Origin of the sequence: Streptomyces sp. MA5143a, from assembly GCF_900290235.1 — a bacterium.
Taxonomy (GTDB): Bacteria; Actinomycetota; Actinomycetes; order Streptomycetales; family Streptomycetaceae; genus Streptomyces.
The window spans coordinates 12,878-26,508 of record NZ_OLMK01000130.1; the positions used below are offsets into that span (position 1 = coordinate 12,878).

Sequence of the window (13,631 nt, forward strand, 5' to 3'; positions counted from 1 at the left end):
CCCGCGCCCCCCGGCGAGGGAGCGCGGGCCCCACTGCGATGCGCGGCTCGGCCGCACGGGCACGAGCCGCACCCACAGGCAGGGGGAGGCTACGACTCCCGGTCCACCGGTACCTTCTCCACGGGCAGCCCGTTGACCGCCGCCGGGCCCTTGTCGGGCGTCCCGTTCTGGTTCATGGACGCCAGCAACTGCCGGGCCAGCCCCAGCCCCGTGCCGCCCATCGTCAGCGCCTTGGCGAACATGTCGGCCATGCCGTCGGCGCCGTTCAGCAGCACCATGTTGTCGACGTTGCCGAACGCGGACGCCCCCGCCTGCACGATCTCCGGCCACTGCTCGGCCAGTTGCTGCGCGATCACCGCTTCCTGGTTCTCGGCCAGCGCCGCGGCCCGCGCCTTGATGCCCTCGGCCTCGGCGAGCCCCTTCGCGCGGGCGGCCTCGGCGGTGGCGAGCCCCTTGGCCTGCCGGGCGGCGGCCTCCGCCTCACCGGTGGCGCGGGTCGCGTTCGCCTCGGCGGCGGCCGCGAGTTCGGTCTCCTTGGCCTTGGCCTGCGCGGCGGAGATACGGGCGTCGCGCTCGGCCTCGGCGAGGGTCCGCTTCTCGTACGCCTTGGCGTCGGCGGGCTTGCGCACGTCGGCCTGGAGCTGCTGCTCACGCCGTGACGCCTCCAGCTCGGCGACCCGGGTCTCCTGCACGACGACCTCCTGCCGGGCGCCCGCTTCGGCGAGAGGCCCGGCCTGCTTGGCCTTGGCGGAGGCCTTGTCCCGCTCCGCCTGGTAGCCGGCCTGGAGGATCTCGCTGTCCCGGGTGGCCTCCGCCATCCGCGCCGCCGCCTGCTGCTCGGCCTCGGTGGCGAGCCGGTTCGCCTCGGCCTGCGCGATCCGCGCGTCCCGCTGGACGGCCGCCGCGTGCGGCATGGCGAGGTTCTTGATGTAGCCGGTCGGGTCCTCGATCTCGTGGATCTGCAACGAGTCGACGATCAGCCCCAGCTTCTCCATCTCCGTCCCGCACGCGGCCCGTGTCTGCCCGGTCAGCTTCTCGCGGTCGCGGATCATGTCCTCGACCGTCAAGCCGCCCACGATGGACCGGAGATGACCGGCGAACACGTTGTGCACCCGTTCCGAGACCCGTTTCTGCTGGCCCAGGAAGCGGCGGGCGGCGTTGGCGATGGACACGAAGTCGTCACCCACCTTGAAGATGACCACGCCCCGGATCTTCAGCGGAATGCCCTGGAAGGTCACGCACTCCACGGCGAGTTCGGTCTGGTTCAGGTCGAGCGACAGCTTGCGCACCGCCTGCATGCCCGGCAGCACGAGCGTGCCGCGCCCGGTGACGATACGGAAGTTCATGCCTTCCGTCAGGCCCTCCATCTTGTGCTTGGAGCCGGAGATGATCAGGGCCTCGTTCGGTTCTGCAACACGCCACATGAGCTTGAACAGAGCGATCAGTACCAGAGCCACCGCTACGGTCGCCCCCGCGATGATGCCGATGAACATCGGCACACCCCCCTCGGCCAGGTGCCCTTTCGGCACCGAACGTCGGGAGTGTCCCAAGGGGCCGGGCCGGGGTACAGGGTCGTACGGACCGTTGTTGCAGTCTTGATGCGAACCGTCACCGCGGGAGGGGCCGACGCCCCCGACGGATCGTCAACTGTCGTACGCCGCCGAGACGTAGACCGTGCGCGGCGGCAGGTACTCGATCACCATCACCAGGGTCCCGGGTTCGATCCGGTCCTTCGCGGAGGCGGGGTACGCCAGGAAGTGCTCGGCCCCGCCGCGCACCCGGACGATCACCTCGCCGACGAGCCCGGGACCGACCGCACCGGTCACCCGTCCCATCAGCCCGACCATCGACGCTTCGTCCATGGTCACAGCGTACGGGTCGCACCCCGCCCCCCGGACCCACGCGGGGGACGGCGGTGCCGCTCACACCGCGGGGGACTCGGCGGGTGTCGTCGCCTCCGGCGGCCACAGCTCGTGCCAGCGCTGGTCCGCCTCCAACTGCGCGGCCAGCGACAGCAGCAGCGGCTCGCTGTTCGCGGGACCGAGCAGCTGCGCGCCCACCGGCAGCCCGCTCACGAACCCCGCCGGTACGTTCACACCGGGCCAGCCGAGCACGTTCCACGGCCAGGCGTACGGGCAGGCGGCGATCATCGCCCGGTCCGTGCCCAGGCCACCGAGGCCGATCATGGAGCCGATCCGCGGCGGGGGAGCGGCGGTGGTCGGCGCGAGCAGCACGTCGTACGTGGTGAACAGCGCGCCGATCCGCTGGTGGAGCGTGGCCTCCGCGCGGCGGGCGAGCCGCAGCGGTGCCCCGGCGAGCAGTCGGCCGAGGCGGGCGGCGTCGCGGGTGCGCCGGTCGAGGAGGTCCTGGCGGGCGATCCCGCCGACGTGTTCGGCGATGCCCGCCGTGGCGCGCGGGATGAAGGTGAGTCCGATCTGCCCGTAGCGGGGCTCGGCCTCCTCCACCTCGTGCCCGAGCGCGGCGAGCCGTTCGGCGACCGCGCGGACCTGCTCCCGCACCCGGGGGTCCAGCCGGGCGGGCAGCGCGGTGAACGGCGGCTTCAGGGACAGCGCGATCCGCAGCCGGCCCGGATCGCGCCCCACGGCCCCGGAGGCGTCGACGGCGTCCGGCCGGTGCAGGTCGCCCTCGTGGTTGCCGGCGGCCGCGTCGAGCAGCAGGGCGGCGTCGGCGACCGTGCGGGCGAGGGTGCCGTTGACGGTGATGCCCTGGAAGGACTCCGGGAGCGGCCAGGTCGAGATACGGCCGCGCTGCGGCTTGATGCCGACGAGATGCGTCCAGGACGCGGGGATGCGGATCGAGCCGGCCCCGTCCGAGCCCAGCGCGCCCGGCACGAGTCCCGCGGCGACGGCGGCCGCGGAGCCGCCCGAGGAGCCGCCGGGGGTGTGGTCGGCGTGCCAGGGGTTGCGGGTGGCGCCGAAGGCCGGTCCCTCCGTGAAGGGCCACTGTCCGAGTTCGCAGGTGTTGGTCTTGCCGACCACGATCGCCCCGGCCGCCCGCAGCCGCCGTACCGCCTCGCCGTCCTCCGGCAGCGACGGGAACTCGCCCCGGCAGCCGAACGCGGTCGGCTCGCCCGCCACGTCCATGTCGTCCTTCACGGCCACCGGCACCCCGAGCAGCGGCCGCCGTCCGCCCGCCGCCAGCTCCCGGTCCGCCGCCTCGGCCTCCACCAGCGCCGCCTCGGCGCGTACCCGCCGGAAGGCGTTGACCGTCGACTGGCTGGCCTCGATCCGGGCGAGGGTCCGCTCGACCAGCTCACGCGACGTCACCTCCCCGGCGGCCAGCGCACGGGCACACTCCGCCAGACCCGGGGCACGGTCGGCAGCCATACGGAACACCTCCGGAAGCAGGTTGTCTACCGAACGGTAACGTCCGGGTGTCGGCTGCGGTACGGGAAGGACGACTTCCCTGGTGACCACGGCGGTTCGCGGTGGACACGAGCGGCCCACGACGCGTGCGGTCCCGCCCGGCCGCCCCGGTCCGCGGCTGCGCGTGACGCCTGCCCGACGCCCCGCCCGCCGGCTACCCGCGTGCCAAGCGCCGCATCGTGAGGGCCAGTTGCAGCCGCAGCCGACCGTGCGGGTCGCGGACCGGCCAGCCGAGGAGGGACTCCGCGTGGGTCAGACGGTCCTGGAGCGTGGAGTGGTGGACGTTGACCTCCGTGGCCGCCGCCCGCAGGCTCGCCGTGGACGCGACCGCGTGCAGCGTGGCCAGCATCCAGGGGGCGTCCGCCGCGGCCTTCTCCAGTTCTCTCACGTCCGGCGGCGGGTCACCTCCCGCAACGACCGACCCGGCGAGCAGCGCCAGCCCGCCCAGGTCCTCCGCGCGCACCACCCGCTCCCCGGGGTCCCGCGCAGTGCCCTCCGCAGTGAACCGCAGGGCCACCCGGGCGGCGGCCCACGACCGGGGCAGGTCGGACACGGACACCACCGGCCCGACCCCGACACGCCCCTCGACCCCCTCGATCCTGTCCACCGCCGCCACCGGAACGCCACGGTGCGGCCCGGCGTCGGGTGTGCCCGCGTCGCCGACGACCACGACGCGGGGCCGTCCGCCGAGGGGAGCCAGGGCACGGGCGCGGGCGTCGACGGCGAGGCCGAGACGGCGTGCGGCGTGGAGCCTGGCCTGTTCGGCGGCGGTGGCGTCGAGCAGGGTCTCCACGAGGGCAGGGTCGTCGGCGGGGGAGAGGGGCGCACGCCCGCGCGTACGGTCCAGCACCAGCCGGAGGGCGCCCGCGGCCCGCTCCAGGATCACCGCGTCCACGACGCTCGGCTCACCGTCCCCGGGCCGCTCCAGCCACAGCGCCGGGACACCGCCGGGCACCAGCGCGGCGGAGGGCCAGCCGGGTTCCGGGGGCAGGGGGCTGTCCAGCCGCCGCCCGTCCGGCTCCACCCGGACCCGCACCCGCCGCTCGTCGTCCACGAGCCGCGCGGGGCACCCGGCCAGCACGGCCGCGGCCCGCACGAGTGCCTCCAGGCCGGCCCGGGACTCGGCGAGCGCGTCGAAGTAGGCGATGACCCGGACAGCGGCCCCGGCGTCCGGATCCACGGCGGTGAGCCGCCCCGCCAGCTCTTTCATGGCCCCATGGTGCGGCATGAGGTGGGATGAGGGGGAGGCCGTCGTTCGGCTGCGGGTGGGTGGGGGCTGGTCGCGCAGTTCCCCGCGCCCCTGAAAAGCGGCCGGGGCTGCGCCCCGTGCTTTTCAGGATGAAGGGCGGGCCGCAGGCCCGGACCCTTCAGGGGCGCGGGGAACTGCGCGACCAGCCACATCGCACCCGCACCCGCCGACGAACCCGCGCCGGCCCGAGCCACGCGCCCCCTACTCCCCGAGCAACCGCCGCAGCCACCTCACATGCGCCGCGCGGCAGTCCTGCGACAGCGCCGCCTGCGGGGCGAACCCGTCGAACCCGTGGAACCCCCCGGGCCACACGTGCAGCTCCGCCTCCCCGCCCGCCTGCCACAACCGCGACGCGTACGCGACGACCTCGTCCCGGAACGTCTCCGCGGAGCCCACGTCCAGGAACGCCGGCGGCAACCCCGACAGGTCCTCCGCCCGCGCGGGCGCCGCGTACGGGGACACGTCCGCCCCACCCCGCCGCTCACCCAGCAACGCCGTCCAGCCGGTCTCGTTGGCGGTGCGGTCCCACACCCCGAGCCCCGCCATCTGGTGGGCCGACGGTGTGTCGTTGCGGTCGTCGAGCATCGGGCACAGCAGCATCTGCCCGATCGGCCGCGGCCCGCCGCGGTCCCGCGCGAGCAGTGCCAGCGCGGCGGCCAGGCCCCCGCCCGCGCTGGAGCCGGTGAGGACGATCCGGTCGGGGTCCCCGCCGATCTCCTTCGCGTTCTCGGCGGTCCACAGCAGCCCCGCCCAGGCGTCGTCGACGGGCGCCGGGTGCGGATGCTCGGGGGCCAGCCGGTACTCCACGGACACCACGATCGCGCCCAGCTCCCGCGCCCACGCGAGCGGAGCGTCCACCCCGACCCGGTTGTTGCCGACGACCATGCCGCCGCCGTGCACGTGGTAGAGCACCGGCAGCGGGCCCGGCCGCACCGGCTCCTGGGGGCGGCAGATCAGCAAGGAGACCTCGGGTGCACCCTCCGGGCCCGGCACCGGTCGGTCCTCGACCTCGAAGGCACCGTCCATCGTCAGGTCCAGCTGGGCCAGCAGTTCGATGCCCGGTCCCCGACGCAGGGCCGCTATGTCGTCCATCGTGAACTCGCGGGGCAGTACGTCCTTGATGACCTCGAGTACTGCCGCGAGTTCCGGGTCGAACGGGGGCGGGACCATGGTGCTCATGGCTTCTCCTCTGCGGTGCCGTGCCAGTGGTTCGTACCGCGATGATGAGCGCGCCCGCAAGCCCTGCGGAGGCCGTCGTACGGCGGCCGATCCCCGCCAAGTGGCGGGTGCCGTCGCGCGCCCCGGCGCATCCCCGTCGAAGCGCCGCCGCACCGAGGCGCCGACCGTGCGGGTCGAGGGCGCGCCCGACCGCGTTCCGCCATGAGAACCGGCCGCGCCGACGCACATTCAACACACAGTTCACGCCATAGCTTTGGCGTGTTAGGCGGACGTAGAGGCCGCACCGCCCCCCGGCACCCGCCGACCGCGCGGCCTCCGCACACCTCGCGCGGAGATCTCGTGGGGAATCCGTGGCCGGCCCTTCTCCCACGCGCACCAGGGCCCGCTCTCGGGGCCTCGCGGCCAGCCGACCGGCCCCGTTGCCGACGCGACCGCGTCCCACGGTCCACCGGGAACGCGCCGCGCGCCCCGGGGCGAGGACGGGCGCGTACGGGCGCGGCCGGGGGAGGGGCCGAGCGGTGGTAGACCAAACGCCGCCATCACCCCACCTTCACGGAGATGGCGCGAAATGGTTGCAGGACCGAACAGGTTTCGAACATATTCGCCAAACTGCCCAGCCACAAAGATCGGTCGCCCGAACCGGAGTCCTCGCACGGCCCCGGACCCGAGCTCCCGTGTGGCCGGAAGTCCCCCGGCCGGAAAGCCCTTCACAGCTTCTGCAAGGATGCCGTCGTCATGGTGCAGATACCGAAAGAGCCCGCCCCGCCCGCGCCGCTGCAACGGTCCGTGCCCACGAGCGCCGATGTGGCCCGCCTGGCGGGTGTCTCACGAGCGACCGTCAGTTACGTCCTCAACAACACCAGTGCCGTCCGCATCAGCGAGCCCACCCGCCGCCGTGTCCACGAGGCGGCGAAGGAGCTGGGGTACGTCCCGCACGCCGCCGCCCGCAGCCTGCGCGCCGGTCACAGCCGCATGGTCCTCATGCCGACCCCCAACGTGCCCATAGGACCGCTCTACAGCCAGTTCATCAACGATCTCCAGTGGGCCCTCAGCCGCCTCGACTACACCGTCGTGCAGTACGGCGGCGTCGGCCTGCGCGGCGACGAGGCGGCCCGTGCCTGGGCCGAGCTGCGCCCGGTCGCGGTGATCGTCCCCGGCGAGGGGCTCGGCCCGCAGGGCGTGGCCATCCTGAAACGCTCCGGCGCACGCGCCGTCGTCACCCTCAGCCCCGAACCCGTCGAGGGCGCCCATGTGCTGCTCCTGGACCACGGTGTCGTCGGCGAGAGCGCCGGCCGGCACCTGGTCCAGCGCGGGCACCGCCGGATCGGCGTCGTCGTGCCCGAGGAGCCCGGCCTCGGTGTCTTCTCCCGGCCCCGGCTGGAAGGCGTACGGCGTGCGGTGCGGGGCACGGAGGCGACGATCACCGAACTGCCCCTGGCCTACGACGAGGAGGCCGCGGGACGGCTCGCCGCCCGGTGGCGCTCCCTCGGCCTCGACGCGGTGTTCGCGTACAACGACGAGTACGCGATGCTCGTGATGCGGGCGCTGCGGGACGTGGGCGTCGGCGTCCCCGACGACACGGCCGTCGTCGGCGCCGACGACCTCATGCTGGGCCGTCTGCTGCGGCCACGCCTCAGCACCGTCCACATCGAACTGCCGTCCGGCCGCGACCTCGCGGAACTGGTCGACCGCGCGGTCCGCGACCCCGCCATGGTGCCCACGACCCACGATGTGCTCGGCGCCCGGATCGTCCACCGCGAATCGAGCTGACCCACCTGGGGGCCGCCGTCGGTGTCGTGGGCCCGCCGACTACTGACCGTTCTGCTCGACCTGCGCCTGCTGGGCGGCGACGGCCTTGCGGACCTCGTCCATGTCCAGCTTGCGGGCCTGCCCGATCACATCGGTCAGCGCGGCCTCGGGCAGCGCGCCCGGCTGCGCGAACACGGCGACCTGGTCACGGACGATCATCAACGTCGGGATGGACTGGATACCGAAGGCCTGGGCCAGCTCCGGCTGCGCCTCGGTGTCCACCTTGCCGAACACCAGGTCCGGGTTGTCCTCGGCGGCCTTCTCGTAGACCGGCGCGAACTGACGGCACGGCCCGCACCAGGACGCCCAGAAGTCGATCAGGACGAACTCGTTGTCCGTGACCGTCTGGTCGAAGTTCTCCTTGGTGAGCTCCACGGTGCTGCTCATGGCGTGCATCCCTCTTCCTGGGTGTCGGTGCTCGGGGTGAGCCGCTGTCGACAACGCCACCCGCCGGTGGCGTATTCCGCGCGCGTACCCATGTGGCCACGCCGCACACCACCAACCAGACTGACCCCATGACGGATACGGAACACACCGAAAACGACCTGGACACCACGGGGACCATGTACGACGTGGTGGTGCTCGGTGCCGGACCCGTGGGGGAGAACGTCGCCGACCGCACCCGCGCGGCCGGCCTGTCCACCGCGGTCGTGGAGAGCGAACTCGTCGGCGGCGAGTGCTCGTACTGGGCGTGCATGCCCAGCAAGGCCCTGCTGCGCCCCGCGATCGCCCGGGCCGACGCCCGCCGCGTCCCCGGCCTGCGCCACCTCGTCGAGGGCCCGCTGGACGCCGCCGAAGTGCTCGCCCACCGCGACTACGAGGCCGCCGACTGGAAGGACGACGGCCAGGTCGCGTGGCTGGAGAGCGTCGGGGCGGTCCTCCACCGCGGCCACGGGAGGCTGGACGGGCCCCGCCGGGTCGTCGTCGACACCCCCGACGGCGGCCGGCACGTCCTCACCGCACGGCACGCGGTGGTGGTCTCCACCGGCAGCCGCGCCGTCCTGCCCGATCTTCCCGGACTGGACGAGGTACGGCCCTGGACGAGCCGCGAGGCCACCAGCGCGCGGCAGGTGCCCGGCCGGCTGATCGTCGTCGGCGGTGGTGTCGTCGCCGTCGAGATGGCCACCGCCTGGCGCGCCCTCGGCTCCGAGGTCACCGTCCTCGTCCGCGGCAAGGGCCTGCTGCCCCGCATGGAACCCTTCGCCGGTGAACTGGTCGCCGAGGCGCTCACCGAGGCGGGCGCGGACGTCCGCACCGGTACGTCCGTGACGTCGGTGACCCGCGAGAACGGCACCGTGGTGGCGCTCACCGACACCGGGGACCGCCTGGAGGCCGACGAGATCCTCTTCGCCACCGGCCGCGCACCGCGCACCGACGACATAGGCCTCGACACCGTCGGTCTGGAACCCGGCGGCTGGCTGCCCGTCGACGACAGCCTCCGGGTGACCGGCAGCGACTGGCTCTACGCGGTCGGCGACGCCAACCACCGCGCGCTCCTCACCCACCAGGGCAAGTACCAGGCGCGCGTCGCGGGGGCCGCCATCGCCGCCCGCGCGGCCGGTGTCCCGATCCTGGAGAGCGACCCCTGGGGCGCCCACGCCGCCACCGCCGACCACCGTGCCGTCCCGCAGGTCGTCTTCACCGACCCGGAGGCCGCCTCCGTCGGCCTCTCCCTCGCCGAGGCGGAACAGGCGGGCCATCGCGTCCGCGCCGTCGACGTCGAGTTCTCCTCCGTGGCCGGGGCCGGGCTGTACGCCGACGGCTACCGGGGCCGCGCCCGGATGGTCGTCGACCTGGACCGCGAGATCCTCCGCGGGGTCACCTTCGTCGGGCCCGCCGTCGGCGAACTCATCCACTCGGCCACGATCGCCGTCGCCGGGGAGGTCCCCGTCGACCGTCTGTGGCACGCGGTCCCCTCGTACCCGACGATCAGCGAGATCTGGCTGCGCCTGCTGGAGGCGTACCGCGGCTGAACCGCCCCCGCGGGGCGCCCCGCCGGGAAGCGGGGGGAGGAAGCCGCCTCGCGGGGACCGGGATCGGAGGGAAGCCGCTCCGCCCGGCGGCCGAGCAGGCGGCTCGGTCCGGCGCCGGATCAGGCCGCTCGGCCCGGTCCGGCAGTGTGGACGGCCGCGCCGCGGGGCTGAGCGGCCGGCCGCTCAGTCGGGCAGCAGGAAACCGAGGGCGCGGGCGGCGCGGGCCGGCGTGGGATCGTTCCACCGCTCGGCCATCGCCTGGTTCGAGGAGAGGGAACGCAGCTCGGCGTGGTCGAGGTAGAGCGTGCCGTTCAGGTGGTCCGTCTCGTGCTGGACGATTCGGGCGGGCCACCCGGTGAACTCCTCGTCCACCGCCCGCCCCCGCTCGTCGAACGCCCGCAGCCGCACCTTGGCGTGCCGGGCCACCACGGCCTGCCACCCCGGCACGCTCAGGCAGCCCTCGAAGAACGCGTCGCGGTACGGTCCGACCGCCTCGTACGCCGGGTTGACCAGGACCCGGAACGGCTGCGGGACCCGCCCCCGGGCCAGCCGCACCTCCTCCGGCACCGGCGCCGGATCCTCGACCACCGCGATCCGCAGGGACACCCCGACCTGGGGTGCGGCGAGGCCGACGCCCGGCGCCGCGTGCATGGTGGCCCGCAGCGCGGCGACGAAACGGGCCAGCAGACCGGCGTCGAGCTGGCCGTCGAAGGGCTCGGCCGTGCGGCGCAGCACCGGATCGCCCGCGGCCACGATCGGCAGTGGGCCCTCGTGGGCGAGGAGTTCCTCGACCCGGTCGCGCAGCGGGCGGGACTCGAAGCGCTCTCGTTCGGAAGCCATCGCGCCAGCATGCCAAGCGGGATGTCCCGATGCGAGGCGGCTCTCCCGGCCCCGCGGGGCCGTCCGGCCCCGACGGTCATGTGGTCCACGTCACACGAATCGCCGGGAACTCGGCGCCTTCACGCTCCGACTACTGAACCGCCACGACGTCCCCGTCCCCCGTACCCCGGAGCAGCCGCCGATGACCATCGCCCCCTCGACCGAGACGGACGAGACCCGGAAACCCGTCACGCCCGACGGCGCGACGAAGAGCGCCTGGGCCTCCCTCAGGCCGCTCGTCCTGCGGCTGCACTTCTACGCGGGAGTCCTGGTCGCCCCGTTCCTGCTCGTCGCCGCCCTGACAGGTGGGCTGTACGCCGCCTCCTTCCAGATCGAGAAGATCGTCTACGCCGACGAGATGACCGTCGCGAAGGTGGGCGACGAGAAGCTGCCCATCTCCGAGCAGGTGGCCGCCGCCCGCAAGGCGCACCCCGAGGGCACCATCGCCGCCGTACGCCCCTCGCCCGCGGACGACGCGACGACCAGGGTCATGCTGTCCGGGGTCGAGGGCGTCGACGAGACCGACACGCTCGCGGTCTTCGTCGACCCGTACACGGCGGAGGTCCGCGGGGCGCTGGAGCAGTACGGCGCGACCGGCGCGCTGCCGCTGCGCACCTGGATCGACAAGCTCCACGCCAATCTGCACCTCGGTGAGACCGGCCGCCTCTACAGCGAACTCGCCGCCAGCTGGCTGTGGGTCATCTCGGCCGGTGGTCTCGTCCTCTGGTTCGGCCGCCGTCGCGCGCAGCGCAAGGTGCGCGGCACCACTGGCCGGCGCCGCACCCTGGGCCTGCACGGCACGGTCGGCGTATGGGCCGCGGCCGGGTTCTTCTTCCTCTCGGCGACGGGCCTGACCTGGTCGGCGTACGCCGGCGCCAACATCGACGTCCTGCGCACCGAACTGCGTCAGGCCACGCCGGCGATCTCGGCCGCGGCGGGCGACCACGGCGGCCATGACACCGGCGCGGCGAAGGGAGGGGCCGCCGCGGAGGGCGACCTCGACAAGATCCTCGCCGCCGCCCGCGCGCAGGGCCTGGGCGACCCGGTCGAGATCGTGCCGCCCGCCGACGCGTCCTCCGCGTACGTGGTGAAGCAGGTCCAGCGCAGCTGGCCCACCAAGCAGGACGCGGTCGCCGTGGACCCGTCCACCGCCGAGGTCACGGACACCCTCCGGTTCGCCGACTTCCCGGTGCTGGCCAAGCTGACCCGCTGGGGCATCGACGCCCACACCGGCGTCCTGTTCGGCCTGGTCAACCAGCTCCTGCTGATCGCGCTGGCGGCCTCTCTCGTCCTGCTGATCCTCTGGGGCTACCGCATGTGGTGGCAGCGGGGCCGGGCCTCCGCCTTCGGCCGCCCGATCCCGCGCGGCGCCTGGCAGCAGGTGCCCCCGCAGATCCTCGTCCCGGCGCTGGCGGTCGTCGCCGTCCTCGGCTACTTCGTCCCGCTCCTCGGCATCCCGCTCGCCGCGTTCATCGCCGTGGACGTCGTCCTGGGCGAGATCGCCCACCGCAAGGGCGAGCGGTCGTACGGGGGCCGGACCGAGGCGAAGCAGAGCGTGGAGCAGGGCGCGGAGTAGGGCGCGGAATAGGGCGCGCGGCGGTGCGCACTCACAGCCGCTCGAAGTCGCCCGCCAAGGCCGAGGCGATGCGCAGGTGGGACTCCGCCTCGTCGTGCCGCGCCTGCCGTTGCAGGGTGCGCCCCAGCAGCAGCCGTGCGTAGTGCTCCACCGGGTCACGCTCGACGAGGACGCGCAACTCGTCCTCGGCGCGGCGCAGTTGGGCGGAGTGGTAGTAGGCGCGGGCCAGCAGCAGCCGGGGGCCGGTCTGCTCCGGCACCTCCTCGACCAGCGCGTCGAGGACGCGCGCGGCGGCCGCGTACTCCTCGGCGTCGAAGAACATCCGTGCGCGCTCCCAGCGCTCGGCCGGTGTCCCGTGGTCGTAGTACGTCGTGTCCACTGTGACCTCCCTCGCCGCCGACAACCTGCCGAGTCAGTTGAATATTCCACTGACTCGGCGGGTGTGTTCGGGGGTGCGGGGGGAGTGGAGATGTGGGGGCGGCTGGAGCACGGCGGAGCGTGGGACGGGTGGGACGAGTGGTGGGCCGGCCGAGGTCAGCGCCCGGCCGTGAGTTCCGCGTTGGCGCGCTCGGTGACGAGGCCCAGCACCCGGCCGGCGACCGCGAGATCCTCCGCAGGGATGCCGGCGTAGATCCTCGCGGAGACCACCCCGGTCTCGGCGGTGGTCCTCGCGTGGATCTCCCGCCCGGCGTCCGTGATCGCGACGAGGCCCGGCTCCACGGGGCGGTCGACGGCCGCCACCAGCTCCGCCGCGGCCAACTCGTCCAGGACGCCGCGTACTTCCGCGGCGCCGATCTTGAGGGAGTCGACGACCTGGTCCACGACCTCCTCGCGGCCGACGGGCCCGTCGGCGACCGCGACGACGCGGAGGGTCACCGACTGCTGGAACGTCAGGCCGTACCGGGTGAGCACGGTCTCCAGGACGGCGCGGGCGGCGTAGTGGGCGAGGGCGATGACGCGGCCGTTGACGGAGGGTGCGGTGGGTGTGGCGGACGTGGAGGGGGTGGAGAGTGTGGTCGTAGCAGGGGTGGTCATGACTGCTCCTCGGTGCGCTCGGAGGGAACGGACGGCTCGGTGAAGGGCGGGTCGGGAAGGGCCGGGTCGGGAAGGGCCGGGTCGAGGGGGACGTCGAGCAGGGTGGTCAGTTCACGGGTGAACTCCCGTGCGCGGGCGCTGTCGAGGCCGCCGAGCGGCTCCATCAGCTGGTGCAGCAGGCCCTGGACGACATCGATCGCGCGCCGGGTGACCTCGCGTCCCTCCTCGGCGAGCGCCAATCGCACGGCGCGCGGGTCGCGGGGGTCCCGCGCCCGTTCGAGCAGCCCGGCGGTCTCCAGGGCGCGGGCCAGCTTCGACACGTACAGCGCCTCCAGCCCCGTGTGGTCGGCGAGCTCCCGCTGACTGGGCCGCAGCCCGGCCCGGTGCATGCCGTGCAGCGAGGCCACCAGCGCGTACTGGGCGTGCGTCAGCCCCAGCGGGGCCACCGCGCGGTCGACGGCGACGCGCCACTTCATGGACAAGCGCCACACGAGGAATCCGGGCGTCGCGCCCTCGAAAGCCGAACTCATGACCGATACAGTACA

At 73.9% G+C, this 13,631-nt stretch carries 13 protein-coding genes; 3 read left to right on the forward strand and 10 right to left on the reverse strand.

Annotated features, from left to right (window positions below; genetic code table 11):
- Nucleotides 1-89: 89 nt before the first annotated feature.
- The 5 genes from SMA5143A_RS40485 to SMA5143A_RS40510 form a co-directional block, all read right to left on the reverse strand.
- Nucleotides 90-1,493 (reverse strand): flotillin family protein, encoded by a 1,404-nt coding sequence (locus SMA5143A_RS40485; RefSeq protein ID WP_107467801.1) that lies wholly within the window; start codon nucleotides 1,491-1,493, stop codon nucleotides 90-92.
- Nucleotides 1,494-1,643: 150 nt separating this feature from the next.
- Entirely contained in the window at nucleotides 1,644-1,868 is a 225-nt protein-coding gene (locus SMA5143A_RS40490) for a hypothetical protein (RefSeq protein ID WP_055513823.1), read from the reverse strand.
- A gap of 54 nt (nucleotides 1,869-1,922) precedes the next feature.
- Entirely contained in the window at nucleotides 1,923-3,347 is a 1,425-nt protein-coding gene (locus SMA5143A_RS40495; protein ID WP_107467802.1) for an amidase, read from the reverse strand.
- A 193-nt stretch (nucleotides 3,348-3,540) separates the two neighbouring features.
- Complete coding sequence (locus tag SMA5143A_RS40500) at nucleotides 3,541-4,596, reverse strand: helix-turn-helix domain-containing protein (RefSeq protein WP_107467823.1); 1,056 nt, start codon at nucleotides 4,594-4,596, stop codon at nucleotides 3,541-3,543.
- A gap of 240 nt (nucleotides 4,597-4,836) precedes the next feature.
- Complete coding sequence (locus SMA5143A_RS40510) at nucleotides 4,837-5,814, reverse strand: alpha/beta hydrolase (RefSeq protein ID WP_107467804.1); 978 nt, start codon at nucleotides 5,812-5,814, stop codon at nucleotides 4,837-4,839.
- A gap of 735 nt (nucleotides 5,815-6,549) precedes the next feature.
- On the opposite strand from SMA5143A_RS40510, the gene SMA5143A_RS40515 reads away from it, so the two are divergent.
- A complete protein-coding gene (locus tag SMA5143A_RS40515) occupies nucleotides 6,550-7,584 on the forward strand; it encodes a LacI family DNA-binding transcriptional regulator (RefSeq protein WP_107467805.1) in 1,035 nt (344 codons plus the stop codon).
- A gap of 39 nt (nucleotides 7,585-7,623) precedes the next feature.
- Here SMA5143A_RS40515 and trxA read toward each other — a convergent pair whose 3' ends face one another.
- A complete protein-coding gene (gene trxA, locus SMA5143A_RS40520; RefSeq protein WP_055524200.1) occupies nucleotides 7,624-8,010 on the reverse strand; it encodes a thioredoxin in 387 nt (128 codons plus the stop codon).
- Between the two features lie 128 nt (nucleotides 8,011-8,138).
- Here trxA and SMA5143A_RS40525 point away from each other — a divergent pair, with 128 nt between their 5' ends.
- Entirely contained in the window at nucleotides 8,139-9,596 is a 1,458-nt protein-coding gene (locus SMA5143A_RS40525; RefSeq protein WP_107467806.1) for a dihydrolipoyl dehydrogenase family protein, read from the forward strand.
- Between the two features lie 183 nt (nucleotides 9,597-9,779).
- Here SMA5143A_RS40525 and SMA5143A_RS40530 read toward each other — a convergent pair whose 3' ends face one another.
- Nucleotides 9,780-10,436, reverse strand: a complete 657-nt coding sequence (locus SMA5143A_RS40530; protein WP_107467807.1) for a peptide deformylase — start codon at nucleotides 10,434-10,436, stop codon at nucleotides 9,780-9,782.
- Between the two features lie 181 nt (nucleotides 10,437-10,617).
- Here SMA5143A_RS40530 and SMA5143A_RS40535 point away from each other — a divergent pair, with 181 nt between their 5' ends.
- Entirely contained in the window at nucleotides 10,618-12,051 is a 1,434-nt protein-coding gene (locus SMA5143A_RS40535) for a PepSY-associated TM helix domain-containing protein (protein ID WP_107467808.1), read from the forward strand.
- Between the two features lie 31 nt (nucleotides 12,052-12,082).
- On the opposite strand, the gene SMA5143A_RS40540 is transcribed toward SMA5143A_RS40535, so the two are convergent.
- From SMA5143A_RS40540 to SMA5143A_RS40550, 3 genes are all read right to left on the reverse strand, one after another.
- Nucleotides 12,083-12,430 carry a tetratricopeptide repeat protein gene (locus SMA5143A_RS40540; RefSeq protein ID WP_107467809.1) on the reverse strand — a complete coding sequence of 116 codons (348 nt, stop codon included), beginning with the start codon at nucleotides 12,428-12,430 and terminating at the stop codon, nucleotides 12,083-12,085.
- A 155-nt stretch (nucleotides 12,431-12,585) separates the two neighbouring features.
- Complete coding sequence (locus tag SMA5143A_RS40545; protein ID WP_107467810.1) at nucleotides 12,586-13,086, reverse strand: winged helix DNA-binding protein; 501 nt, start codon at nucleotides 13,084-13,086, stop codon at nucleotides 12,586-12,588.
- A complete protein-coding gene (locus SMA5143A_RS40550; RefSeq protein ID WP_107467811.1) occupies nucleotides 13,083-13,616 on the reverse strand; it encodes a MarR family winged helix-turn-helix transcriptional regulator in 534 nt (177 codons plus the stop codon). Before SMA5143A_RS40550 ends, SMA5143A_RS40545 begins: the two co-directional genes overlap by 4 nt.
- Between the last annotated feature and the right edge of the window lie 15 nt (nucleotides 13,617-13,631).

Coding starts and splice junctions, on each gene's coding strand:
- SMA5143A_RS40525 (WP_107467806.1), top strand. CDS start 8,139: ATGACGGATACGGAACACACCGAAAACGACCTGGACACCACGGGGACC.
- SMA5143A_RS40545 (WP_107467810.1), bottom strand. CDS start 13,086: ATGACCACCCCTGCTACGACCACACTCTCCACCCCCTCCACGTCCGCC.
- SMA5143A_RS40495 (WP_107467802.1), bottom strand. CDS start 3,347: ATGGCTGCCGACCGTGCCCCGGGTCTGGCGGAGTGTGCCCGTGCGCTG.
- SMA5143A_RS40510 (WP_107467804.1), bottom strand. CDS start 5,814: ATGAGCACCATGGTCCCGCCCCCGTTCGACCCGGAACTCGCGGCAGTA.
- SMA5143A_RS40535 (WP_107467808.1), top strand. CDS start 10,618: ATGACCATCGCCCCCTCGACCGAGACGGACGAGACCCGGAAACCCGTC.
- SMA5143A_RS40550 (WP_107467811.1), bottom strand. CDS start 13,616: ATGAGTTCGGCTTTCGAGGGCGCGACGCCCGGATTCCTCGTGTGGCGC.
- SMA5143A_RS40500 (WP_107467823.1), bottom strand. CDS start 4,596: ATGAAAGAGCTGGCGGGGCGGCTCACCGCCGTGGATCCGGACGCCGGG.
- SMA5143A_RS40515 (WP_107467805.1), top strand. CDS start 6,550: ATGGTGCAGATACCGAAAGAGCCCGCCCCGCCCGCGCCGCTGCAACGG.
- SMA5143A_RS40530 (WP_107467807.1), bottom strand. CDS start 10,436: ATGGCTTCCGAACGAGAGCGCTTCGAGTCCCGCCCGCTGCGCGACCGG.
- SMA5143A_RS40485 (WP_107467801.1), bottom strand. CDS start 1,493: ATGTTCATCGGCATCATCGCGGGGGCGACCGTAGCGGTGGCTCTGGTA.
- trxA (WP_055524200.1), bottom strand. CDS start 8,010: ATGAGCAGCACCGTGGAGCTCACCAAGGAGAACTTCGACCAGACGGTC.